Annotated in this window: 24 protein-coding genes; all 24 read left to right on the plus strand. The window is 38.9% G+C overall.

Translation table 11 applies throughout. The annotated features are described in order from the left end of the window. Window positions 1-224: 224 nt before the first annotated feature. The 24 genes from ACOI1C_RS20600 to ACOI1C_RS20715 all read left to right on the plus strand — a co-directional run bounded on the left by ACOI1C_RS20600 (window position 225) and on the right by ACOI1C_RS20715 (window position 23,127). A complete protein-coding gene (locus ACOI1C_RS20600; RefSeq protein ID WP_422512445.1) occupies window positions 225-1,226 on the plus strand; it encodes an ATP-binding protein in 1,002 nt (333 codons plus the stop codon). Window positions 1,227-1,824: 598 nt separating this feature from the next. After that, window positions 1,825-2,091 carry a YjfB family protein gene (locus tag ACOI1C_RS20605; RefSeq protein WP_422512446.1) on the plus strand — a complete coding sequence of 89 codons (267 nt, stop codon included), beginning with the start codon at window positions 1,825-1,827 and terminating at the stop codon, window positions 2,089-2,091. A gap of 283 nt (window positions 2,092-2,374) precedes the next feature. Next, window positions 2,375-2,512: a hypothetical protein gene (locus ACOI1C_RS20610; protein WP_422512447.1), complete on the plus strand. Its 138-nt coding sequence runs from the start codon at window positions 2,375-2,377 to the stop codon at window positions 2,510-2,512. Window positions 2,513-2,844: 332 nt separating this feature from the next. Beyond that, window positions 2,845-3,039, plus strand: coding sequence for a hypothetical protein (locus ACOI1C_RS20615; protein WP_422512448.1), 195 nt, complete (start codon window positions 2,845-2,847; stop codon window positions 3,037-3,039). Between the two features lie 767 nt (window positions 3,040-3,806). Next, window positions 3,807-4,046, plus strand: a complete 240-nt coding sequence (locus ACOI1C_RS20620; protein WP_422512449.1) for a hypothetical protein — start codon at window positions 3,807-3,809, stop codon at window positions 4,044-4,046. Between the two features lie 103 nt (window positions 4,047-4,149). Beyond that, complete coding sequence (gene flaG / locus ACOI1C_RS20625; protein ID WP_422512450.1) at window positions 4,150-4,521, plus strand: flagellar protein FlaG; 372 nt, start codon at window positions 4,150-4,152, stop codon at window positions 4,519-4,521. A gap of 16 nt (window positions 4,522-4,537) precedes the next feature. Further along, window positions 4,538-6,616: a flagellar filament capping protein FliD gene (gene fliD / locus ACOI1C_RS20630; protein ID WP_422512451.1), complete on the plus strand. Its 2,079-nt coding sequence runs from the start codon at window positions 4,538-4,540 to the stop codon at window positions 6,614-6,616. A 24-nt stretch (window positions 6,617-6,640) separates the two neighbouring features. Next, the gene (fliS, locus tag ACOI1C_RS20635; RefSeq protein WP_422512452.1) at window positions 6,641-7,042 is read left to right on the plus strand and encodes a flagellar export chaperone FliS; all 402 of its coding nucleotides are present in this window, start codon (window positions 6,641-6,643) and stop codon (window positions 7,040-7,042) included. Beyond that, window positions 6,982-7,395, plus strand: a complete 414-nt coding sequence (locus tag ACOI1C_RS20640; protein ID WP_422512453.1) for a flagellar protein FliT — start codon at window positions 6,982-6,984, stop codon at window positions 7,393-7,395. Before fliS ends, ACOI1C_RS20640 begins: the two co-directional genes overlap by 61 nt. Window positions 7,396-7,580: 185 nt before the next feature. Next, window positions 7,581-7,778 carry a cold shock domain-containing protein gene (locus ACOI1C_RS20645; protein WP_422512454.1) on the plus strand — a complete coding sequence of 66 codons (198 nt, stop codon included), beginning with the start codon at window positions 7,581-7,583 and terminating at the stop codon, window positions 7,776-7,778. A gap of 185 nt (window positions 7,779-7,963) precedes the next feature. Continuing rightward, window positions 7,964-8,143: a putative motility protein gene (locus ACOI1C_RS20650; protein ID WP_422512455.1), complete on the plus strand. Its 180-nt coding sequence runs from the start codon at window positions 7,964-7,966 to the stop codon at window positions 8,141-8,143. 319 nt (window positions 8,144-8,462) lie between these two features. Continuing rightward, window positions 8,463-9,158, plus strand: a complete 696-nt coding sequence (locus ACOI1C_RS20655; protein ID WP_422512456.1) for a hypothetical protein — start codon at window positions 8,463-8,465, stop codon at window positions 9,156-9,158. A 220-nt stretch (window positions 9,159-9,378) separates the two neighbouring features. Then, window positions 9,379-9,933: a ribosome hibernation-promoting factor, HPF/YfiA family gene (hpf, locus tag ACOI1C_RS20660; protein WP_422512457.1), complete on the plus strand. Its 555-nt coding sequence runs from the start codon at window positions 9,379-9,381 to the stop codon at window positions 9,931-9,933. A 256-nt stretch (window positions 9,934-10,189) separates the two neighbouring features. Next, a complete protein-coding gene (secA, locus tag ACOI1C_RS20665; protein ID WP_422512458.1) occupies window positions 10,190-12,709 on the plus strand; it encodes a preprotein translocase subunit SecA in 2,520 nt (839 codons plus the stop codon). A gap of 83 nt (window positions 12,710-12,792) precedes the next feature. Beyond that, window positions 12,793-13,891, plus strand: a protein-coding gene (gene prfB / locus ACOI1C_RS20670) for a peptide chain release factor 2 (protein ID WP_422512459.1) whose coding sequence is annotated in 2 segments (ribosomal slippage) — window positions 12,793-12,855 and window positions 12,857-13,891 — 1,098 coding nt in all. Because the reading frame shifts where the segments join, the coding sequence is not laid out codon by codon here. Between the two features lie 400 nt (window positions 13,892-14,291). Next, entirely contained in the window at window positions 14,292-15,158 is an 867-nt protein-coding gene (locus ACOI1C_RS20675) for a YitT family protein (RefSeq protein ID WP_422512460.1), read from the plus strand. A 57-nt stretch (window positions 15,159-15,215) separates the two neighbouring features. Next, window positions 15,216-15,563 carry a cytochrome c551 gene (gene cccB, locus ACOI1C_RS20680; protein ID WP_422512461.1) on the plus strand — a complete coding sequence of 116 codons (348 nt, stop codon included), beginning with the start codon at window positions 15,216-15,218 and terminating at the stop codon, window positions 15,561-15,563. 331 nt (window positions 15,564-15,894) lie between these two features. Then, window positions 15,895-16,581: a cell division ATP-binding protein FtsE gene (ftsE, locus tag ACOI1C_RS20685; protein WP_422512462.1), complete on the plus strand. Its 687-nt coding sequence runs from the start codon at window positions 15,895-15,897 to the stop codon at window positions 16,579-16,581. Continuing rightward, on the plus strand, window positions 16,571-17,464 hold the full coding sequence (gene ftsX / locus ACOI1C_RS20690) for a permease-like cell division protein FtsX (RefSeq protein WP_422512463.1): 894 nt from the start codon (window positions 16,571-16,573) through the stop codon (window positions 17,462-17,464). Before ftsE ends, ftsX begins: the two co-directional genes overlap by 11 nt. Before the next feature lie 605 nt (window positions 17,465-18,069). After that, window positions 18,070-19,251, plus strand: coding sequence for a branched-chain amino acid ABC transporter substrate-binding protein (locus tag ACOI1C_RS20695; RefSeq protein WP_422512464.1), 1,182 nt, complete (start codon window positions 18,070-18,072; stop codon window positions 19,249-19,251). Between the two features lie 90 nt (window positions 19,252-19,341). Continuing rightward, window positions 19,342-20,328, plus strand: a complete 987-nt coding sequence (locus tag ACOI1C_RS20700; protein ID WP_422512465.1) for a branched-chain amino acid ABC transporter permease — start codon at window positions 19,342-19,344, stop codon at window positions 20,326-20,328. Between the two features lie 10 nt (window positions 20,329-20,338). Further along, complete coding sequence (locus tag ACOI1C_RS20705) at window positions 20,339-21,646, plus strand: branched-chain amino acid ABC transporter permease (RefSeq protein WP_422512466.1); 1,308 nt, start codon at window positions 20,339-20,341, stop codon at window positions 21,644-21,646. Next, the gene (locus ACOI1C_RS20710) at window positions 21,627-22,406 is read left to right on the plus strand and encodes an ABC transporter ATP-binding protein (protein WP_422512467.1); all 780 of its coding nucleotides are present in this window, start codon (window positions 21,627-21,629) and stop codon (window positions 22,404-22,406) included. The genes ACOI1C_RS20705 and ACOI1C_RS20710 overlap by 20 nt, the downstream gene beginning before the upstream one ends. 13 nt (window positions 22,407-22,419) lie before the next feature. Beyond that, complete coding sequence (locus ACOI1C_RS20715; RefSeq protein ID WP_422512468.1) at window positions 22,420-23,127, plus strand: ABC transporter ATP-binding protein; 708 nt, start codon at window positions 22,420-22,422, stop codon at window positions 23,125-23,127. The last annotated feature ends 641 nt before the right edge of the window (window positions 23,128-23,768 follow it).

Genomic DNA, 23,768 nt, shown 5'->3' on the forward strand with positions numbered 1-23,768 from the left:
AATGAAATTGGAGAGAGAAGAAGGTAGGGAAGAAGGCATAGAAAAAGGCATAGAAGAAGGTCAAAGGAAAGTCGCAAAGAGCATGCTGGATGGAGGATTTACTATTGAAATGATTGCGAATTTGACGAATCTATCAGAAGATGAGATTCGGAAGTTGTAATTCCGTGGCGCCAGGAAGCACGGGGGGAAGCACGGGGACGGTTCGCATGCTTCCTTGAAGAGGATTGACTCCCCGTGCCTGTCACCACCCGATTAAGAATTATCGTAAAAGATTTGCTAATTTAAAACCAGATAGTGCATGGAATGAACATGATGATATAGAATTTCTTTCGAGAATAGGTGGTTGGGCTAAGGACCGAGCAACAAAAAAAGAAGGAATAACGGTAGCGGGATTATTAATGTTTGGAGAGGAACAGTCTATATCGGAGTATTTTCCTCATTATTTTTTAGATTATAGAGAAACACTATCTGATATACCAGAACAGCGTTGGTCAAACAGAATTACATCACAAGATGGAACTTGGTCAGGAAATTTATATGATTTTTACTTTAAAGTTATAGGTAAAATTACTTCAGACATTGATGTACCATTTCAATTGGTAGGAACTGAGTTTATACGACAAACAGAGAGCCGGGTGCATAAAGCTCTTAGAGAAGCGGTTTTAAATACATTAATACATGCTAATTACTTTGGTGAAGTAGGAATTGTAATCGAAAAGAAAAAAAGTTATTTTCGATTTTCGAACCCTGGGATACTGAGAATGCCATATGAGAAAGCAATAGAAGGTGGAATTAGTGATCCACGTAACCCATTTATCTTTAAAATCTTTGCCCAAATTGGCTTAGGTGAACGTTCTGGATACGGATTAGAGAGCATTCACACCACATGGAAACAACAGCATTGGAAAAAACCGGCTTTATTGGAAGAGTTCCAACCAGAAAGAACTTCGCTAACCTTGTTGCCCACGTCTTTATTACCAGAGGATATTGTTTTTTTGATTAGAGAAACACTTAAAGATCGTTTTCATCTACTTACACCAATAGAGCTTTTAGTACTTGTAACTGCGTATCAAGAAAAAAGCGTAACAAATGTACGTTTGCAAGCACTAATAAATAAGCATTCGCTAGAAATAAAAAAATCACTATTAAACTTAGTTGAAGAAGGGCTGATATTACCAAGAGGGGACAGAGGGACAGGCACCTTGTCCCATTTAGCTCCTATCTAGTAGGCTATGTGACTGCCATTACCCGCCCTAATCTACTAGGAAAAATACGCTATACCACAGTATTGGATCATCGATTCAGTTCATCAAACACTTGAACAGTATTTTGAATGGGGAACAGTATAAACTTCTTGATGGCAAACTGGATAAAGAACCTGTAGAGTCTATGCTCCTTCCTTGCGAATTAAGATACTAACAATTCTATAAGGTTTTTGTTTTTTTCAGTAGTGAAAGATTCTGTGGAGAGCACAATTTTTAACCTTTTTTCACCCTGTACTTTTAAATGGCCATCATCATGTTAGAACCAAGCTAAAGTCACTGGTGATTTCCCTCTACTGGAGAACCACACGGACAGGTCCCTTGTCCCAAAAATTATCATCCAAAGGCTGTTGAACAGGAGGAAGTTTGATGTAAAAAGAACAGCAAGAATATAAGAATTTCCTTGAACAACAGCTTCAGTGGTGTGAGGAACAAGATCGTATTCTAGAAGAGATTGATATAAAACTTCATGAATTGAAGAGAATAGCCGAATATGTTGTCGAACATGAGCTTACTTCGGTTGAGGTTGTTAAATTGAATTGTCAGTTGAATGAATTGAAAAATGAAGTTCATACTTTGGAAAATCAGTTGTATTCCATTGTCCATTAAAAAGAAAGGTGGTGTTTTTGTGGATATACCATTAATGTCAATGGCATTAAGCCAAGGAAAAGTCCAGCAACAGGCTTCGTTGTCAGTCATGAAAATGGCAATGGGAAATTCGGAAGAACAAGGCGAAGCTCTCCAAAAGTTAATGGGTACTATCGATGCAAATGCAATCCAACACGCAGCCCAGCCGCATTTGGGTGGAAACTTTGATTTGAAGGTGTAGAAGAAATACTGAGGAGTAGTCTAGTCGTGGTTGCTCTTTTTTCTTTGGGAAAAAAGGGGAAAGTAGATTTTGCCCCGAAAGTCCACCTGTTTACTAAAACCTTTGCACATAGAAACTTGAGTAGTAAAATACACAACCAGTCATAACTAAATATTCAGATATATAGTATATTCATAGAATGTACGTTTGATCTATGAACACTAGATGTTCAAGAAACAAGCGACCTAGGCTTCTACTTCGATCTTCGGAGTAGAGGCTATTTTTATTTTAGGAGGAGAAATTCATGAATCAGTATGCAATCAAGTCTATCAAACAATTGGAACTGCTTGAAGGAGAAGTGAAAATGAAGAAAAAACCTGCGAAACGAGTGAATATCGTTAGCTTAAAGATAGTGAAGGAGCATCATCTGGATTATAGATGATGGTTCTTGTTGTACGATGCTGTTTCCAAATGGCTATTGATTGGGGAGAATATGAAAATCTCGGGGTGCCAGGTACCATCCCAATATTTTCAGAAAACTATTTCTATTTTCACTTGGATCCATACTCATTCTTGGAAACAAGTCGTGAGTTATAACCTCTTGTATAATTTACCGGTGTTTGTGGTGATCTCATTCTAGCTCAATAAAAAATAAGTTATAATTAAGTGGAAATAAGAAAGGAATGCTAAAATGTCTGATCTGTCAGAGTTTTTAAAGAAAAAGAAAGCTGAGTATGCCCAAGAGAAGGTTGATTGGAGTAGGGTTGGTGATAAGTGGATTCATCAATTAAAGGGGTTTATGGAACAGATAGATCCTGGCTTGAGAAGCCAGAAAAAGAAGGCTTAATTGCTCTTACGGAAAAGGAGATTCATATTGAAAGTTATATGGCTCCGGCGATTGAGGTTTCTATCGGTTCTGAAACCATAAAGATTGATTGTACCAATTGGTCGTCTTATTATTGGTGCTAGTAGGCGAGTAGATATAAGCTCATTTCTTGGTAAGTTTATAGTCTTGTACCATTCCGAAAAGGGTTGGATTTATCGAGAGGAAAATAAACACTCAAGTTATGGAAGCTTTACGGAAAAAGATTTTACTGAGATAATAAAGGAGCTTTTATGAGGTATGTAGAGTTAGATAAAATTATGGAATAGTAATAAATTACAATGGAATGCGAGATTGTCATGAAAAGACTTATCAACAAGAATCCTGAAATTCTTCCTCTAAAAAGCCTTCTGGCCACAAAAAAATAAGAGAAACCAACAAAATTTTAGATCTATCCATAAATGAATTGAATGATTTAACCATTGTTTCGTTGATCTCAATCTTTGAGCAGACCTTGCTTGAATATCTTCAGCAATTAATACTACATCAAATGAATCCTAAGGATGAAATAACTAAGAGGGTGACTGATTATACCCTACAGTTAGCTGAACGTGGTTGTTTTTATGACATTATTGACTTGTTTAAGTCTTCAGTCGCAACTCAATTGATTGGAATGGTGAAACAAGTCTACAAATACCGAAATTGGGTAGCTCACGGAAAACACATTGACAAGAATCCTCCTGAAATAGACCCCCATCTCAGCATATGACCGTTTATCAGACTTTTTGAATAAAGTCCCCCAATAATAGTTAACTCCAAAGCCCATTTGCTACCATTATACCCGGATTAATATTCATACTCAGAATTCTTTGAACACTGAACACCCGAGAATAATTTAACAAAAGGAGATAAAATGAACAAAGACCAACAAGAACTAAAAAAATTCCTAGAGCAAGAGCTTGTAAGTAGTCGGGAACAATCCCGAATCTTAGAAGAAATAAGTGAGACCCTTCATAAAATGAAAACAATTGCTGAATTTGCAAGCCAGCCTGATCTTTCCGAAAGTGAAAGAGAGAACTTACATGACGAATTAGTAGATTTGAAATCTGTGATACACTCCTTAGAGAAGAAGTTGCAATCTGTTTTTCATTAGATCTTTATCTTTTTTATACCACGAATTTTCCCATTACCTCTTAATATCCTAAAAAGTTTGTCGATATAAAGACTAACGATACTTATTTGAGGGAGAAAAAAATATGTCAATTGAGCGCATTTCTTCAAATACACCAACGACTTTTAAAACAGAGTTAAAGATGGATCCTGCAAAAATGGATTCAGCAATAGTTTTAGATTCTAATCTGTCTAAGACTGCCGATATTGAGCTGAAAGTAAAAGAACAAGAACCAAGTAAAGAAAAGCTAGAGAAAGTCATTAAAGGGATGAACGAATTTCTTCCTTCGAATACCTCTCTTAAGTTTGAAATGCACGAAGAATTGAAGGAATACTATGTGAAAATTGTCGATAGCAGAACGAATGAGATTGTTAGAGAAATTCCTTCTAAGAAACTATTAGATATGTATGCTGAAATGACCAAATTCGTTGGATTACTTGTGGACAAAAAAATATAAAGCTGGTGGTGATTGAATGAGAATCAGTGGACTCGCGAGTGGGATGGATACAGATTCACTTGTAAAGGATTTAATGAAAGCTGAGCGTATTCCTTTAGACAAGCTAAAGCAGCAAAAGCAAAAACTAGAATGGCAACGTGACGGATATCGGGAAATGAACTCTTTGTTACTTTCTCTTCGTAATGAAGCTTTTAATATGAAGCTTGCATCTAAATATAGAGTACGTACCGTTTCATCTTCGGCTGAATCAAAGATTGCAGCGACCGCAACGAGCTCGGCAAGTGCGTCGTCTTATTCTATCTCAGAGGTTAAGCAGCTTGCTTCTGCGTCAACTAAAGTTAATACAGGATCTATCTCAACAGATCCGACAAGTAAGATAGATGTTACTAAAGATTTATTCAGTGAACAAGCTAAGCTTAAAAGTACTTCTTTTGGTTGGAAATCTGGCAGTGTTGAAAGTAAAACGATTGTAGCAGATACTGATCGTCCTGACTTTAACTTAGGTCTTGATGCTGCAGCAGGTACAACCATTGGAAATAGTAGTGATATGGTTGTAAAGGTAGATGGGAAAGCCTTCAAGGTGGTAGCGACAGCCCCAACTAGTAACGACCAGGTTCAAATGAATACAGAAGGAACCCTTCTTTTCAAAGACCCGATTAAAAAGGGCAGTTCCATAAAGGTTGAGTATGTTGCCAATCAAAAGGTAGATACCATAACTAAGAGTAGTCCTTTCAAGGAAATTCAACTAACAAAGGGATCTATTAGTCAGACAGCTCCATTAACTATTAAAATTGGAACCAATGATTACACCACATCTGGAACAGAAATTAAGGATAGTTCCAATAATGTGGTTGGAAGTATTGATTATACAGCAGGGAAATTAACATTTACTTCTGAAATAGCCATTCCTACTGGACAAGATAAACTAGATGTAACTGTCAAGTATGCTCAAAACTATTTCTCATTTGATCTGTCTACACATACTTCAAATGGACAAGTCAATGAGAAGTTTCTAGTACAAGGTTCAGAGTCTTTATCTAGTGTTATCGGAAAAATTAACAATTCAGATGCTGGTGTAACAGCTTTTTATGATTCTTTTACTGACAAAATGACACTGACTCGTAAAGAAACAGGTAATTTCCAGGGTGCTGATGGAACGACTAACTCAGCAACAAATGATCCAGCTAATCATGAAATTAAAACATCGACAGGCTTTCTTGATGATGTGCTTCAATTTGGTAGTGCAGTTGAGACAGGTGGAAACAATGCGGTTTTCACAATCAATGGTCTACAGACTGAACGATCATCTAACAATTTTGAAATGTCAGGTGTAACTTTTGTATTAAAAGATAAATTAGCTTTGACAGATGCTCCCATCTCCATAAATATTGGAAATGATACAAATGGTGTATTTGACAATATTAAAAAGTTTGTCGAGAAGTACAATGAGGTCATCGGGAAGATACAGGGGAAAACTTCAGAAACATATTATCGTGACTTTCTACCTTTAACTGATGAACAAAGAGAAGAATTATCTGACAAACAACAAGAACAATGGGAAGAAAAGTCTAAAAGTGGACTATTGAGAAGAGATTCGCTTTTAAGTAGCACTCTTTCAAAATTGCGCAGTGATTTCTACTCACCACTATCAAATACGTCCGTCGATTCTAAATATAACCAACTGACTAGTATTGGTATCACCACCTCGCCCAACTACCTAGAGGGTGGTAAGCTTTACATTGATGAAGCAAAACTTAAAAAGGCAATTGAAGAGAGTCCGGATTCTATTGAGAAGTTGTTTACAAGCACAGGACTAACAGATAGTGAAAACGGGATCGCACAGAGATTATATAATAGTATTGATAGATCTATGAAAAAAATTACTGAGCGTGCAGGGTCATCATTATCTTCAATTAGTAACTTTACTATTGGAAATAATTTAAGGAATATTGATAGTCAGATTAATCGTTTTGAGGACCGACTTGTTCGAGTTGAAGACAGATACTGGCGTCAATTTGGAGCAATGGAATCAGCAATTTCACGTTCTAATCAACAATCTGCTTACTTGATGAACGCATTCGGCAGTGGCATGTAATAAAAATTGTAAGGAGTGTTTATTTTGGCCATTAAGAATCCCTATCAATCCTACCAACAGAATTCTGTGACAACTGCTTCTCCAGGTGAGCTAACATTAATGCTTTATAATGGTTGCTTGAAGTTTATTCATATGGCGAAGAAGGCTATTGAGGACAAGAATGTAGAAGAAAAGAATATAAATCTACTGAAGGCTCAAAAAATCATTCAAGAGTTAATGGTTACTCTTAATATGGATTCCGGCATCTCAAAACAACTTTTACCGATGTATGATTATATCAATCGCCGTCTTATGGATGCGAATATCAAGAATGATACAGCAATTTTGTTAGAAGTAGAAGGTTTTGTTACGGAGTTCCGTGATACGTGGAAGCAAGTGATTCAGATCAATCGTCAAAAGCAGCATACGAATGCTGGTCAGGCTTAATGAGTGTAGTACGTCGAATCTATGATGTAACCTCTACATTGTTCGAATTACTACAAGACGAGAAATTCGAGCAAGACCAACGTGATGAACTCATTACTTTGGTTGAGCAACTATTAAGTGAACGTCAATTACTTCTGGATGATCTAAAAGGTCCTTTCTCTGAAGAGGAAATGGAACTAGGTCAAAGGATAGTTGAGTTCAATAAAGTCATTGACGAAAAATTACCACATTTTAAACAAGCGATCCAAGCGGATATGAATAAGGTTAAGAAACAAAAAACATCGAACGAAAAATACACAAATCCTTATAAGAATGTATCCTTAGACGGAATGTTTTTCGACAAAAAAAAATAGAGCTTACCCATGCCCTGTAGGAAATATCTACAGGGCTTCTCATTTCATTTTTATTATTCATAATGTTTGTCGAAAACCCGCAAATTACCTCGATAAAATACCTTTGACTTCATAATTATCATTCGGTATATTCGAAATGTGGGCATCTTCCACATAGTATATGAGTTGAAGGGAATGTTGTATCAATGCAAGGTAAAGTTAAATGGTTTAACGCAGAAAAAGGTTTTGGATTTATTGAACGCGAAGACGGAGACGATGTATTTGTACATTTTTCAGCTATCCAATCTGAAGGCTTCAAGTCTTTAGAAGAAGGTCAGTCTGTAGAATTTGATATCGTTGATGGAAACCGTGGACCTCAAGCGGCTAACGTAACGAAACTTTAATTTACTAGATTACTAATTTACTAACGTGGAAAACGATTGTTGTTTTTTCATCGCTTCTTATATATGTAAGACGATTAAAGCAACAGAGTTAACTCACCTCTTTATTGGGGTGGGTTTTTCTTTTGGCCAAAGGTCGCTTAAAGTATGAGCAATAATGAATTTATCCATATATCAGGAGTTTATTCATGGAAAATTGCAGCGTTATCAAGGGGGATGAATTAAGTGGACTAAATCAAGTCGTTTCAATTTCTCTTACAATACGGACGATGGATACAGCTCAAAATAGTAACCAGCAAATGCTTCAAATGTTGCTACAGGCTGCACCACACCCTACAACTGGGGATCGTATGGATCTAAAACTATAAGTCCTTTTTAGAGGATGTTCAAAAAGTCCGGCAAAAATAGCTTCGAATTTCTTCGTCAGCTCGTCTTTTCCGCTCCTCACGTATACAAAACATACGCGCAGGAAGCTCAAGACTTCGCTTCCTTGAACTTCTTTGCTCTTTTTGTCCTCCTTTTTGAACAGGCTCTTTTAGAATTTAATTTGATTTACCTCATTTAAATTTTAAGTAGAAAGTGTGTGTTTACAACTTTTTCAAGGGGATTTATTTCAATTTTTTATCATTTCTAAATCAAATTCTGATCTATTTGGTATAATAGGTAGTAGAAAGTGAGGTGAAAATGATGGAAGAATTGTTAAAAGAGTTTATGGTGCAGATGAAAGAAGAGTTTGCAGATTTTAAAACGGAACTTGGCGAGATGCGAAAAGATATTGCAGACATTAAGACAGAGCAAGGTGAGATGCGAAAAGATATTGCAGACATTAAGACAGAGCAAGGTGAGATGCGAAAAAATATTGCAGACATTAAGACAGAGCAAGGTGAGATGCGAAAAAATATTGCAGACATTAGGACAGAGCAAGGTAAGATGCGAAAAGATATTGCAGACATTAAGACAGAGCAAGGTGAGATGCGAAAAGATATTGCAGACATTAAGACAGAGCAAGGTGAGATGCGAAAAGATATTGCGGACATTAAGACAGAGCAAGGTGAGATGCGAAAAGATATTGCAGACATTAGGACAGAGCAAGGTGAGATGCGAAAAGATATTGCAGACATTAAGACAGAGCAAGGTGAGATGCGAAAAGATATTGCAGACATTAAGACAGAGCAAGGTGAGATGCGAGTAGATATTTTGCAAATTAAGACAGCATTTAGTGAGTTAAGCAATGAAGTATCAACTAATCATGCACGTTTATTGGAATCCCAAAGTGAAATCCGAACAGAGATGAGAAGTAGTTTCGATTTTCTTCACGATGAAATAAAACAGCATCGTTCAATCATTGATTTTCTAAAAGAAGAACATGATAAATATGAGTAGACAGGTTTAGGCTATTTTTAAAAATCACGGCATCATGAGATTTCCCCTCACACAAAACCCACAAATTGCCACAAGTCAGAATTCTCTTGTCATGAACCCTGAAAACCCCACATAAACTAAGTTCACCGAAAATTCTTAATTATTTATAGGTTTGAGAAGGAGATTGCTTGGGTAATGTAGAAATATGTAACACAGCTTGTACTTAAGGAGGAGTTCATGTATGAATTTTAACATTCGTGGTGAGAACATTGAGGTAACTCCAGCAATACAGAAATTTGTTGAACAAAAGATTGGGAAGATCGATCGATACTTCGACGAGGGTCTTGATGCTAACGTAAATGTGAACTTAAAGGTTTACAATAACAAGCAAAAAATTGAAGTTACGATTCCAATGTCTCAAATTACATTACGAGCAGAGGAAGGGCATGATGATTTATATGCAGCCATCGATTTAGTCGTCGATAAGTTGGAGCGACAAATCCGTAAGCACAAAACAAAGATTAACCGCAAGCTTCGCGATCAAGGTTCACCGAAGTTCATGTTTACAAATGGTGTTGAGCCTAATAGGCCTGAATATATTGACGAAGACGAAGAGGAACTTGAAGTTGTTAGACAAAAACGCTTTGATTTAAAGCCTATGGACAGTGAAGAAGCCATTCTTCAAATGAATATGCTTGGACATAACTTCTTTGTTTATACCAATTCTTCTAGCAATAGTACGAATGTGGTTTATAAGCGAAGAGATGGAAAGTACGGGATTATAGAGCCGAGTTAACTGGTACTTCTAATCGTGCGCAGTCACTATGTGGCTGCGTATTTGTTTTGTTCACTGTAAAATTAGGCACACAATCTTAATATAGCCGTGTCCTGTTTATATTGGCATCAAATGCAACTTAATGTTACTATTAAGATGGATTATTTATACTATAGTCGATAAGTTTGATTTTTTTGACTACAGTCAATTTTACATTGTCAAAATTATTATAATAATTTTTTTAATAAAAGAATGTAAAAAAGAGGAGCGTTTTGTGATGCTTGGAATGTTAAAAAGGGTGTTTGATGGAAATCAGCGTCAACTGAATAAATACCAAAAAATCGTTGAACAAGTAGAAGCACTAGGCCCTGATTTTGAAAAAGCATCTGACGAAGAGCTACGTTCAAAAACGGCTGAGTTCAAAAGTAGAGTGGAAAAAGGTGAAACAATCGATTCGATTTTGCCTGAGGCTTTTGCTGTCGTTCGCGAAGCGGCTACTCGTGTTTTGAAGCAACGTCCATTCCCAGTGCAAATCATGGGGGCCGTGGCTCTTCATGAAGGTAACATTGCCGAGATGAAAACGGGTGAAGGTAAAACGTTAACCTCTACCATGCCGGTTTATTTGAATGCTGTTTCTGGAAAAGGTGTTCATATTGTTACGGTGAACGAATACTTAGCAAGTCGTGATGCGACTGAAATGGGTAAGATTTACGAGTTTCTTGGTTTAACGGTCGGTCTGAACTTAAATGGATTGAGCCGCGAAGAGAAGATCGAAGCGTATGCAAAGGATATTACATATAGCACGAACAATGAATTAGGTTTTGATTACTTGCGTGATAATATGGTTCTTTACAAAGAGCAAATGGTGCAACGTCCTCTTAACTATGCGGTCATTGATGAGGTCGATTCCATTCTTGTTGATGAAGCTCGTACACCCTTGATTATTTCGGGTTCAGCACGTAAATCGGCTTCATCCTATGTCCAAGCGAACGGGTTTGTTCGTGGGTTAACAGTAGATGAGGACTATACGTATGATGAGAAAACGAAGGCTGTACAGCTGACAGAAGAAGGGATTACAAAGGCAGAGAAGGCTTTTGGTCTTGAAAACTTATTTGACCTACCGAATGTCAATGTTATACATCATATCAACCAAGCGTTAAAAGCGCATGCTAGTATGCATCGTGATATGGATTACGTTGTGCAGGACGAAGAAGTGGTGATTGTTGATTCGTTCACTGGTCGTTTAATGAAAGGTCGTCGTTATAGTGATGGGCTTCATCAAGCAATTGAGGCCAAGGAAGGTCTTGAGATCCAAAATGAGAGCATGACACTTGCGACCATTACATTCCAGAACTATTTCCGTATGTATGAAAAGCTTTCAGGTATGACCGGTACAGCAAAAACCGAGGAAGAGGAATTCCGAAATATTTATAATATGAATGTTGTGGCGATTCCGACTAACGTAGATGTTGGGCGTGAGGATCGACCTGATTTAATTTTTAAGTCGATTGATGGAAAATTCCTTGCAGTTGTGGAGCAAATAGCTGAGTTTCATGCTAAGGGGCAACCTGTCTTAGTAGGTACAGTTGCGGTTGAAACGTCTGAACTCATTGCTAAGTATCTTTCTAAAAAAGGAATTAAGCATAACGTGTTAAATGCGAAGAACCATGAACGTGAAGCTGAGATTATTGCTGGAGCGGGTCAGCCGTTTGCTGTAACGATTGCTACAAACATGGCCGGTCGTGGTACGGATATTAAGCTAGGCGAAGGTGTGAAGGATCTAGGTGGTTTAGCGGTTGTAGGTACGGAGCGACATGAGAGTCGTCGTATTGATAACCAGCTACGTGGTCGTTCTGGTCGTCAAGGAGATCCTGGTGTGACACAGTTTTATCTTTCAATGGAAGATGAGCTTATGCGCCGTTTCGGTTCTGATAACATGAGAGCGATGATGGATCGATTGGGTATGGATGATTCTCAACCTATCGAGAGTAAAATTGTCTCCCGTGCTGTTGAATCCGCTCAAAAGCGTGTAGAAGGTAATAACTTTGATGCACGTAAGCAGCTCTTGCAATATGATGATGTTCTTCGTCAGCAGCGTGAAGTGATTTACAATCAACGTTTTGATGTGCTAGCTTCTGAAAATTTGCGTGAAGTGGTAGAAGCGATGATTAAGTCGACACTTGAACGGAATGTAGAGGCACATTGTCCAAGAAATGAAGAGCCAGAAGAGTGGAATTTAAAAGCTATTTTGGACTTTGTTGAAGCGAATCTTTTACATGAGGGAGATATCACGGAAGCCGATTTGAGTGGCAAAGAAGCTGATGAGATTTCTGAACTTATTTATAAAAAGATACTTTCTCGTTATGATGAAAAAGAAGCTCAGTTAGAGACAGAGCAAATGCGTGAGTTTGAAAAGGTTATCGTACTTCGTGCAGTGGACAGCAAGTGGATGGATCATATTGATGCTATGGATCAATTGCGTCAAGGGATACATTTACGCGCATATGCTCAAATTGATCCACTTCGTGAGTACCAATTTGAAGGCTTTGCGATGTTTGAGAACATGATTACGACAATTGAAGAAGAGGTTGCTCGCTTGATCATGAAAGCTCAAATCCGTAATAACTTGGAGCGTCAAGAAGTAGCGAAAGGACAAGCGGTCATCCCGAATGAAGAAGGGGAAAAGCCGAAGAAAAAGCCGGTTGTGAAAAGTTTGGACATCGGTCGTAATGATTCATGTATTTGTGGTAGTGGGAAAAAATATAAGCAATGCTGTGGTCAACAACATAAAATGTGATGAAAGGAAGCTTATGTCTTTTAGACATAGGCTTTTTATAAAGTATAGTGAACCTAACTAGATAGATACATGAGGTGAAGGGCATGGAATTAGTAGAAATTAGACATGAACTAGAGAAGATGGTTAAACGATTAGCTGACTTTAGGGGGTCTCTTTGACTTAGTAGAAAAGGAAGCCCGCATTCGAGATTTAGATGAACAGATGGCAGAACCGAACTTTTGGAATGATCAACAGGCCGCCCAAACGGTGATCAACGAGGCGAATGCGTACAAGGATGTTGTGAATCAATACAATGAATTAAGTCATTTGTATGAAAACATTGAAGTGACCTATGAGCTTTTGAAAGAAGAAAATGATGTTGAGTTGAAAAAGGAACTGGATGCGGAAGTGAAAGCTGTAACGAACAAGTTTAATGATTTTGAGTTGCAGCTGTTATTAAGTGAGCCTTATGATAAAAACAATGCCATTTTGGAGCTACACCCTGGAGCCGGTGGAACCGAGTCTCAGGATTGGGGTTCTATGCTGCTAAGGATGTACACGCGTTGGGCGGAGCGAAAAGGATTTAAAGTGGAGACGTTGGATTACCTTCCAGGCGACGAAGCGGGAATTAAGAGTGTCACGCTGATGATTAAGGGACACAATGCCTATGGATATTTAAAGGCTGAAAAAGGGGTTCATCGGTTAGTCCGGATTTCACCTTTTGATTCGTCAGGTCGCCGTCATACATCCTTCGTTTCGTGTGATGTGCTGCCAGAGCTAGATGATGAGATTGAAATTGATATTCGTACAGAAGATTTGAGAATTGATACGTATCGTGCGAGTGGTGCAGGAGGGCAGCATATTAATACAACAGATTCTGCCATCCGGATTACTCACATACCAACGAATACAATCGTTACGTGTCAAACCCAGCGTTCTCAAATTAAAAATCGTGAACAGGCCATGAAGATGTTGAAAGCGAAGCTCTATCAAAGAAAGATTGATGAGCAGCAAGCACAAGTTGACGAGATCCGCGGCGAGCAAAAGGAAATCGGTTGGGGTAGCCAAATTCGTTCTTATGTATTCCATCCCTACTCCCTTGTTAAGGATCACCGAACAAGTCACGAAATAGGAAATACACAAAGTGTAATGGACGGAGATCTTGATCCGTTTATAGATGCGTTTTTGAGGTCTAAACTTTGAGACTTAATGGATGTTTCGGATGACGGCTGCTTTTATAGTAGCTGTTTTTTTTTTGTTTATAGGGTGGTCATTCGCTATGGTGGAGTCTTCCAGCTACGTCGTGAAAATGGATAACTTATACCTCTGCTTTAAAAATTTCCATACTCATTATTTCTAACTTTTACCTTGAAAATTGTATGAACCACCCCATCCTTAAACCAAACTAAGCAAAAGCCGTAATTTTAGCCCTTTAACACGTCAACCTACTACTATTCACAAACCATTTTTACCATGATATACTCACTCACGGCAAGAAAATACATAGTCACAAGTTAACGCTGTAAAGCAGTGGGGGCCTGGCCCCCACTGCTTTACAGCACTAAAGATTTTTAATCTTCATGGTGATACATAGGAGGCAATTATGATTAGTAGGCGAAAAGATAGTGTGGATGATCCGAGGCTTGGGTTGTTGCTGGAGTATATATATGTGATTTTGGGGTCGGCAATTGTGGCCTTGGCGTTTAATTTGTTCTTGTTACCGAATCTGATTGCTTCGGGTGGGGTTAGTGGAATAAGTACGATTTTGAATTCTCTACTAGGCTGGGAGCCTGCGTTTGTTCAGTTGGCTTTGAATGTTCCGTTGTTTATTGCAGGAGTTGCTCTTCTTGGGCGATCGTTTGGTATCAAAAGCTTGGTTGGGACGATGATTTTACCAATAGTCGTTTATGCAACGAGAGATTTTGAAGCGGCCACAATGGATCCTTTTCTGGGGGCTTTATTTGGTGGAATTGGCGTTGGGCTTGGTTTAGGGATTGTTTTCCGGGGTAAAGCTTCTACAGGTGGGGTGGATCTTGCGGCTCAGATTATCAATAAATATACAGGACTAACACTTGGAACTTGTATTGCTTTATTAGATGGAATGGTCGTTGTGTCGGCTGCTGTTGTTTTCGACATTGAAAGAGGAATGTATGCACTCATTGCCCTTTTCGTGACGAGCAAAACGATTGACCTTGTTCAAATTGGAATTGGCTACTCTAAGATGGCCATTATTATCACGAACAAAGAGGATGAAGTGAGACAGGGAATTCTAACCAAAATCAATCGCGGAGTCACGAGACTTTCTGCATTAGGTGGATATACGGATGATGAGCGTCCTATTCTCATGTGTGTTGTGCACCAAACGGAGTTCACGAAATTGAAACAACTGGTAAAAAGCATTGATACTTCTGCTTTTGTTGTGGTAATGAATGCTTCTGAGGTGCTGGGAGAAGGATTTAAACGCACGTGATGGGGTTAAAATAAGGTAGAATAATCATGAAGGAATTGATCTCTAGGGGGATTTACTATGAAACGTAAGCTAATGGTTATTCTGTTTGGCACAACGCTAGCGCTATCGGCTTGTGGCGGTGGAGATGATGCAACAACACAAGAAGAGAATTCAGGTGGAGAATCAGCAGGAGCTGGTACGACAGAAGTCTCGGCAGGTGAAGCTCTTTACCAAAAGAGTTGTTCAAGCTGTCATGGTGGAAATTTAGAAGGTAATTTTGGCCCTAGTCTTAAAAAGGTAGGTACTAAATACGCTGAAGAAGAAATCTTAGGGATTATCCATAATGGACAAGGCGGTATGCCTAAGGGACTCCTTCAAGGTGAAGATGCAAAAGCAGTTGCAGCCTGGTTAGCAACTATGAAATAAAAAGTAATTTGGTGGTGCTACTGTAATGGTAGCACTATTATTCATTTTATGAGAATTTATAGAAAGTCTCGTTGATCCTGAGCTGGCATTAGTTATAGTAACCTTCACACCTATTGAACCATCGAAATAAAATTGTCCTATTATTTCGACTAAAAATGACGAAATATGATGGTATACTATACTAGATAAGAAAATTTGTCTGTTTTTGCTGGTAATTATTTGTGATTTTTTGAATACTGTCGAAACATGTCAGGTTCTATACTATAATAAGAATATGATGAAGGAAAAATAATGGATTTTCATAATAATAAAAAGTTAGGTGATACTTACGATGATCGAAATGATAGATGTATATAAAACATATCCCAATGGTGTTCTAGCCGTAAATGGTATTTCCGTTAAAATTAAACAAGGTGAATTTGTCTATGTAGTGGGTCCAAGTGGAGCTGGGAAGTCTACATTTATTAAAATGATGTACCGCGAGGAAAGACCTACTAAAGGATCGATTTTAATTAATGACGTAAACCTAGCTAAGCTTAAAGAGAGCAAGGTTCCTTTGCTGCGCCGAAACATCGGTGTTGTGTTCCAGGATTTTAAGCTTTTACCAAAGTTGACGGTCTATGAAAATGTTGCCTTTGCTTTAGAAGTTATCGAAGAATATCCGAAAAATATAAAAAGAAGAGTTATGGATGTATTGGATTTAGTAAGACTGAAGCATAAAGCTCGATTTTTACCAGACGAGCTATCAGGCGGAGAGCAGCAGCGTGTTTCCATTGCTCGCTCGATTGTGAATAACCCAAAAGTGATGATTGCCGATGAACCGACGGGTAACTTAGATCCGGAAACTTCATGGGAGATCATGAACACTTTCGAGGAAATTAATAATCGTGGCACAACCATTGTGATGGCAACTCATAACCGTGAAATCGTAAATGCGATTAAGAAGCGTGTTATTGCGATTGAAAATGGAAAAATAGCAAGAGATGTTATGCGAGGTGAATATGGCTATGAAGCTTAGAACTTTAGTGCGCCATGTTCGTGAGGGTGTAAAAAACATATTTAGAAATGGTTGGATGACATTTGCTTCTGTCAGTGCCGTTACCGTCACGTTGCTTCTTGTCGGAAGCTTTTTAACGATTATGATGAATTTAAATCATTTTGCGGATTCCCTTGAATCTGACGTAAAAGTGAGTGTTCATATCGATATTGGCTCCACCGAGGAGCAGATTAAAGAATTAGAGGCAAGGATCAAGACCATTCCGGAAGTGGACACCGTTACCTTTTCATCAAAGGATGAGCAACTCCAGGCCATGATTAAGAGTATGGGGGATGATGGGGCACCGTTTGCACTTATGGAGCAGGACAACCCATTAAACGATGTGTTAATCGTCAAAACAAAAGAACCAACCGATGTGGTAGAAGTTGCAGCTAAAGTCAAAGAATTCGAATATGCCGAAGACGCCATTTATGGTGAGGACACTGTAAAGAAGCTCTTTAAAGGGATAGAAATTGCTCGAAACATTGGAATTGGAATTATAGTAGGTCTACTATTTACGGCCATGTTCTTAATCTCAAACACCATTAAGATTACAATTTTAGCTAGACGAAAAGAAATTGAGATTATGAAACTAGTAGGTGCAACGAATGGCTTTATACGCTGGCCGTTTTTCATCGAGGGTCTTCTACTTGGTATAATTGGATCCATTCTTCCAATCGCTATCACAGTATTCAGCTACAAGTATGTCTATGATTTAGCTAGTCCTAAACTAGTAGGAACATTCTTTAATATCTTGCCAGTTACTCCGTTTATCTTTCAAATCAGTGGTCTGCTTTTAGCCATTGGAACGTTCATTGGGATTTGGGGAAGCTTACTGTCTGTTCGTAAGTTTTTGCGAGTGTAGTTACACTACCATCATCATAAATTTATGAAGAAGGCATAACCTTTTATTATGAAGGGTTGTGCCTTTTTTGTGTTTTCTGTAGGTAAACTCTTAAAAATTTCAGTACGAAAATAGTGATAAGTTGGTGAAATACACTTTATTGCAAGGATTGTTGTTTTATCAATAGGAATATTGTGAAAGAAACCAATCAACCAATTCTCTTTAGTGTTAAATAGCAATAAAGTTTACGAAAACAGAGTATTTTTAATTCAAAGTCAACTTCCTACAAAAAATCATTATTCCCGACCAAACCCAATTCTTACCTATATGATAGCCAACTGGAAATTAATGTTTTTATAAAATATCTATCCAATCAATAGTATATTGCAATATCTTTTCGGATGTCGAAATAATAACTTCAATACCTTTCGTAATACGAAATTCAGCGTAACGCCAGTGTTCCCAACACTTTCTCGAAATAAAATATGCATTTTGAATTGTCAATAAAATTAATTATCTAGTAATAAAATATTATGCTTGTAATTACTTATAAAACAAACTATTATTTTCTTAAAGTTTGTATTATTTTAAAGATTCTAATAAAAAGAAAAAGGTGGGGTTACTAAATGGTTTTAAAGAGAGCGTTATCGGTTGCGGCAACAGCTACATTAGCAATTGGATTACTTGCTGGGTGTGGTGCACAAACTTCTGGTGGTGGAGGAAACGTAATTAAGATTGCTACACAAAGTCCTCTTTCAGGTGGTAGTGCAACATTGGGTGAAGCAATCAAGCTTGGAGCACAACTAAAGCTAGATGAAAGCAAAGACCATTTCAAAGAGTTAGGCTTTACTCTTGAATTAGTACCTTATGATGACCAAGGAGATCCAAAGAAGGGTGTAGCAAACGCGCAGCTAATTGGATCAGATAGTTCTATTTTAGCAGTTGTTGGACACTTAAATTCAGGAGTAGCTATTCCTTCTTCAGAAACATATGAGAAGTACAGCATTCCTATGGTTTCACCTGCTAACACGGCAACTGATGTTACAGACCGTGGATTAAAAACAGTAAACCGTATCGTTGCTCGTGACGATTTCCAAGGACCTGCTGGAGCAGACTTTGCAGTTAACACATTAAAAGCAAAGAAAATCTTCATTGTTCAAGATAAAACAGCTTACGGTACAGGATTAGCAGAAGCTTTTAAAGGAGCTGCTGAAGAGCTTGGAGCTGAAATCGTAGGATTTGAAGGAATTACAGTTGGTGAAAAGGACTTCAACGGAGTTCTTAACCAAGTTGTAGCGAAAAAACCTGATCTTGTGTATTTCGGAGGACTTTACTCAGAAGGTGGTCTTCTAATTAAGCAAGCTCGTGAAAAAGGCGTTAAAGTTCCATTCATGGGCGGAGACGGTTTAGACTCTTCTACACTAGTTGAAATCGCTGGAGATTCTGTGAAAAACACATTCATCACTTCAGTTGCTGGTGACACAATGGCATCTGACGTTGGTAAGGCGTTCGCAGATTCATACAAAGAAAAGTTCAGCAAAAATATTGAATCCTACTCAGCATATGGCTACGATTCAATGGGTGTTGTGTTAAAAGGTATTGAAGATGCAATTAAAGCAAATGATGACAAGCTTCCAACTCGTGAGCAAGTTCGTGACGCAGTTCGTGGAGTTAAAGACTTTGGTGGAATTGTAACGAGAGTTGGATTTGATGATAAAGGCGACAATGATTTTGCAAAAATCTTTATCTATGAATTTACTGAAGCGGCTTACCCACCAGCACAAAAATCAGTAATCGAGAAAAAATAACGAATAAAGTAGAAGGGTATGCCTGATTAAGGGCTGTACCCTTTTTCTTCTCAAAATAGTACAAGACATAGTAGTAGGAAGGTGTTTGCCATGTTAGCAGATGTTCTACAGACATTACCACAAGTATTAATAGACGGGCTAACGCTCGGAGCTGTTTATGCAATTGTTGCACTAGGATACACAATGGTTTATGGAATACTAGAATTAATCAATTTTGCCCACGGTGAGATTTTCATGACGGGCGCATTTATCGGCGTAGCTCTTCTTTTAACGTTTTCAGGGTTAGGATGGTTTGCCGTGATGCCAGCACTATTTGTTCTTCTTATTGTGCTCGTAATTTCTTCTGTATTAACCGGTTTTATTGGAATGGGTATTGAACGGATCGCGTATCGACCACTGCGAAATGCACCGAAGTTGATTACGCTCATTACTGCAATCGGTATCTCGTTTTTATTACAAGATTTAGTCCGTTTTATTACGGAATTGAAACGCGGGAATTATATCCTTACTGGTCCTAATTTATTTACTGAACAAATTACAGTGAAAGCCTCTGCACTCTTTTCAGGCTTTAATGATGCCTCTTTTAAACAATCCTTTCTCATCGTTTTAGTCGTTGCCGTCATCATGATGGTTGCTTTAGACTTTTTCGTAAATCGGACAAAGTGGGGCATGGCCATGCGTGCTGTTGCTCAGGATAGAGAAACAGCTGCACTAATGGGAGTCAATGTGAACAAGGTCATTGGATTAACCTTCTTCGTCGGTTCTGCATTAGGTGGAGCAACAGGTGTATTATTTGCCGTACAGTACGGAACAATTGATCCGTATATTGGTTTTATTTTAGGATTAAAGGCCTTTACAGCGGCTGTCCTCGGGGGAATTGGAAACATTCGTGGGGCGATGTTTGGTGGAATGCTACTAGGGTTACTCGAAATGTTCGCAGCGGCCAATCTCACACTGCTTACAAACGGAGTTTTCGGTGCTGAATACAAAGACGTATTTGCATTTGCAATTCTGATACTAGTTCTCATTTTTAAACCAGAAGGTATTTTTGGAAAAGTTGTCACAGAGAAAGTGTAGGTGAGATGATATGAAAAAATGGATCGAACAAATACGCGAAAATAAACTAGCCCAGGGTGGCTTGCTTGCAGGATACATCTTAGTTACTAGTTTAAGTTTATTTCTAGCACAAAAATCAGTTCTTGCTTTCTTGCTTTTATTATCCTCTCTATTAATCTTGCATTTTACAACGCTCGGACAAAAGACGAAATGGCTCGTAGCTGGTCTTGTTCTTCTTGTATTTTTGCCCGTATCTGCAAGTCAGGGAATTGCCTATGAGTCGTATATGGAAGTAGCCACGCTTGTTGGGATCTATATCGCTATGGCTCTAGGGTTAAATATTGTGGTTGGACTAGCTGGGTTGTTAGATTTAGGCTTCGTTGCCTTCTTCGCAATCGGTGCCTACACATACGGAATCTTTGCTACCTCGCAAGCTTCTAATTTTATGCCGTTTGGCACATTTCCACTTGGTGGAGAAAGTTTCTGGATTTTCATCATAATTGGAGGACTCGTTGCTGCTTTATTCGGTATTATCCTCGGTGTCCCGGTTCTTCGAGTAAAGGGAGATTACCTTGCAATTGTAACGCTCGGGTTCGGTGAAATCATACGGATTGTATTTAACAACTTGGATCGACCTGTCAATATTACAAATGGTGCAATGGGACTTTCATCTGTTAAACCACCAAGTTTGTTCGGAATTACATTTGAGTACCCAAGCCAATTTTATTATGTAGTGTTAGTGATCTTACTACTCATTTTCATTGCAGTCAGACGCTTTGAATTTTCAAAAATAGGGCGTTCTTGGAAAGCAGTACGAGAAAACGAAATTGCTGCTCAATCGATGGGCATTCACATCGTTCGTACAAAATTAACAGCGTTTGCCATTGGTGCTTCTTTTTCAGGAATGATGGGGGTTGTATTCGCTGCCAAGCAAACGTTCGTCGACCCGACCAGCTTTACACTCATAGAGTCGATTACAATTCTCGTAATGGTTATTTTAGGCGGGATGGGTTCGATACCAGGGGTTATTCTTGGAGCGGCCATTATGACAATTTTAAATCTACAAGTGTTAGCAGAAGTAACAAATTGGTTGAATCAGTTGAGCTTAAACGGAGTTATTTCGATTCCAGATGCTCTTTCACCATCCAAAATGCAGAGGTTTATATTCGGAGCAATCCTGATTTTATTTGCTCTTTATCGACCACAAGGTTTAATTCCTGCAAAGAATCCAGTATTTGATGCAGTGGCCTTAAAGAAAAAATTTACAGATAAATCAAATAAGAAGAAAAAGGCAGTCATCCAACATGAGGAGGCCAACAATGTCCATATTGACGGTTAAGAATATCACAAAACGATTTGATGGCCTCGTGGCAAATGAAGATGTCTCCTTTGAGGTGAAAAAAGGTTCAATAACAGCGGTTATTGGTCCAAACGGTGCTGGGAAAACAACTCTTTTTAATATGGTAACCGGTGTCTACAAGCCAACATCAGGGAGTATAATGCTTGAGGGAGAGTCAATCTCTGGCAAAAAGCCTCATCTCATTTCAAGAAAAGGAGTGGCTAGAACGTTTCAAAATATCCGCTTATTTGGCAGTATCACCGTTTTGGAAAATGTAATGGTTGGCATGCACAATCATTTAAAAGGCAGTATACTTGGAACGGTTTTGAGACTTCCTTCCTTTGTAAAAGAAGAAGAGCAGGCGAAGCACGAAGCTTACCGAATACTTGAATATGTAGGCTTAGAACACTTGTTAAATGAGGCAGCTCAAAATCTATCGTATGGTGCACAGCGTCGCTTAGAGATTGCAAGAGCACTAGCAACGAAGCCAAAGGTGCTCTTGCTTGATGAGCCAGCTGCTGGAATGAACCCGAAGGAAACGAGGGAACTCACACAGCTTATTCATACGATCCGTGAGGAATTAGATGTGACCATCATTTTAATCGAGCATGATATGAAGCTAGTCATGGAGATATCCGAGCACATCGTCGTACTCGACCATGGTGTCAAAATAGCGGAAGGAAATGCAGAAGATATTCGAAAAAACCCAGAAGTTATCAAAGCATATTTAGGAAGTAGCAGCGAGTCATCTGCATTATAAGGAGGTTAACTACATGCATTTATTGGAGCTAAAAGATATTCATTCTTATTATGGTGGAATTCATGCTTTAAAGGGCATCGACCTCTATGTGGATGAAGGAGAAATTGTCACACTAATAGGATCAAACGGGGCTGGAAAATCGACAACGTTAAAAACAATAAGTGGACAAGTAAAGCCCAAACAAGGTAGTGTTTCTTTTCAAGGAAAGAATATCACAGAAATACCGCCACACGAAACAACGATATCGGGTATTGCACACGTGCCCGAGGGCAGACGGATTTTTCCGCGTTTAACCGTAAAAGAAAACCTAGAAATGGGATCGATTGCTGTTAAAGATAAAAAATTGATTGCAGAAAGAATGGAGCAAGTTTTCCATTACTTTCCGAAGATCAAAGAACGTGTGAATCAAAAAGGTGGAACGATGAGTGGTGGCGAGCAACAAATGCTAGCAATCGGTCGTGCACTCATGGGCGGCCCAAAAGTATTGATGCTAGATGAGCCATCCATGGGACTCGCACCGATTATCGTCGGGCAAATATTTGATATCATTAAAGAACTAAATGCAGCAGGTATGACGATACTTCTCGTCGAGCAAAATGCGTACCAAGCCCTGCAAGTTGCCGATCGTGGATACGTCGTTCAAACCGGAGCCATCAAGATGACTGGACTCGGCAAAGATCTTCTCGGTGATGAGTCGATCCGTGAAGCGTATTTGGCTTAATGAAATAGTAATGCGAATCCCGCACATTGCTGCGGGATTTTTTGTGTTTTCCGGAATGAATGAGGTTAATCGGGACACCGCACCGTCTTAGTGAACCACATCTGTCCCAAATAGAGGTTAATCGGGACAGCGCACCGTCGAAAAGAGTCTGATCTGTCCCGAATAGAGGATAATCGGGACACCGCACCGTCTTAGTGATCCACATCTGTCCCGAATAGAGGTTAATCGGGACAGCGCACCGTCGAAAAGAGCCACATCTGTCCCGAATAGAGGTTAATCAAGACACCGCACCGTCGAAAAGAGCCTCATCTGTCCCGAATAGAGGTTAATCGGGACAGCGCACCGTCGAAAAGAGTCTGATCTGTCCCGAATAGAGGTTAATCGGGACAGCATACCGTCAAAATGAGCCACATCTGTCCCGAATAGAGGATAATCGGGACAATACACCGTCGAAAAGAGCCACATCTGTCCCGAATAGAGGCTAATCGGGACAACGCACCGTCGAAAAGAGTCTGATCTGTCCCGAATAGAGGTTAATCGGGACAGCGCACCGTCTTAGTGATCCACATCTGTCCCGAATAGAGGTTAATCGGGACAGCGCACCGTCGAAAAGAGTCTGATCTGTCCCGAATAGAGGTTAA

Origin of the sequence: Bacillus sp. DJP31, from assembly GCF_049310945.1 — a bacterium.
Taxonomy (GTDB): Bacteria; Bacillota; Bacilli; order Bacillales; family SA4; genus Bacillus_BS.

Coding starts and splice junctions, on each gene's coding strand:
- ACOI1C_RS20605 (WP_422512446.1), top strand. CDS start 1,825: ATGAAGTTCATACTTTGGAAAATCAGTTGTATTCCATTGTCCATTAAA.
- ACOI1C_RS20610 (WP_422512447.1), top strand. CDS start 2,375: ATGAATCAGTATGCAATCAAGTCTATCAAACAATTGGAACTGCTTGAA.
- ACOI1C_RS20620 (WP_422512449.1), top strand. CDS start 3,807: ATGAACAAAGACCAACAAGAACTAAAAAAATTCCTAGAGCAAGAGCTT.
- flaG (WP_422512450.1), top strand. CDS start 4,150: ATGTCAATTGAGCGCATTTCTTCAAATACACCAACGACTTTTAAAACA.
- fliD (WP_422512451.1), top strand. CDS start 4,538: ATGAGAATCAGTGGACTCGCGAGTGGGATGGATACAGATTCACTTGTA.
- ACOI1C_RS20645 (WP_422512454.1), top strand. CDS start 7,581: ATGCAAGGTAAAGTTAAATGGTTTAACGCAGAAAAAGGTTTTGGATTT.
- ACOI1C_RS20650 (WP_422512455.1), top strand. CDS start 7,964: ATGGAAAATTGCAGCGTTATCAAGGGGGATGAATTAAGTGGACTAAAT.
- ACOI1C_RS20655 (WP_422512456.1), top strand. CDS start 8,463: ATGGAAGAATTGTTAAAAGAGTTTATGGTGCAGATGAAAGAAGAGTTT.
- hpf (WP_422512457.1), top strand. CDS start 9,379: ATGAATTTTAACATTCGTGGTGAGAACATTGAGGTAACTCCAGCAATA.
- secA (WP_422512458.1), top strand. CDS start 10,190: ATGCTTGGAATGTTAAAAAGGGTGTTTGATGGAAATCAGCGTCAACTG.
- ACOI1C_RS20675 (WP_422512460.1), top strand. CDS start 14,292: ATGATTAGTAGGCGAAAAGATAGTGTGGATGATCCGAGGCTTGGGTTG.
- cccB (WP_422512461.1), top strand. CDS start 15,216: ATGAAACGTAAGCTAATGGTTATTCTGTTTGGCACAACGCTAGCGCTA.
- ftsE (WP_422512462.1), top strand. CDS start 15,895: ATGATCGAAATGATAGATGTATATAAAACATATCCCAATGGTGTTCTA.
- ftsX (WP_422512463.1), top strand. CDS start 16,571: ATGAAGCTTAGAACTTTAGTGCGCCATGTTCGTGAGGGTGTAAAAAAC.
- ACOI1C_RS20695 (WP_422512464.1), top strand. CDS start 18,070: ATGGTTTTAAAGAGAGCGTTATCGGTTGCGGCAACAGCTACATTAGCA.
- ACOI1C_RS20700 (WP_422512465.1), top strand. CDS start 19,342: ATGTTAGCAGATGTTCTACAGACATTACCACAAGTATTAATAGACGGG.
- ACOI1C_RS20705 (WP_422512466.1), top strand. CDS start 20,339: ATGAAAAAATGGATCGAACAAATACGCGAAAATAAACTAGCCCAGGGT.
- ACOI1C_RS20710 (WP_422512467.1), top strand. CDS start 21,627: ATGTCCATATTGACGGTTAAGAATATCACAAAACGATTTGATGGCCTC.
- ACOI1C_RS20715 (WP_422512468.1), top strand. CDS start 22,420: ATGCATTTATTGGAGCTAAAAGATATTCATTCTTATTATGGTGGAATT.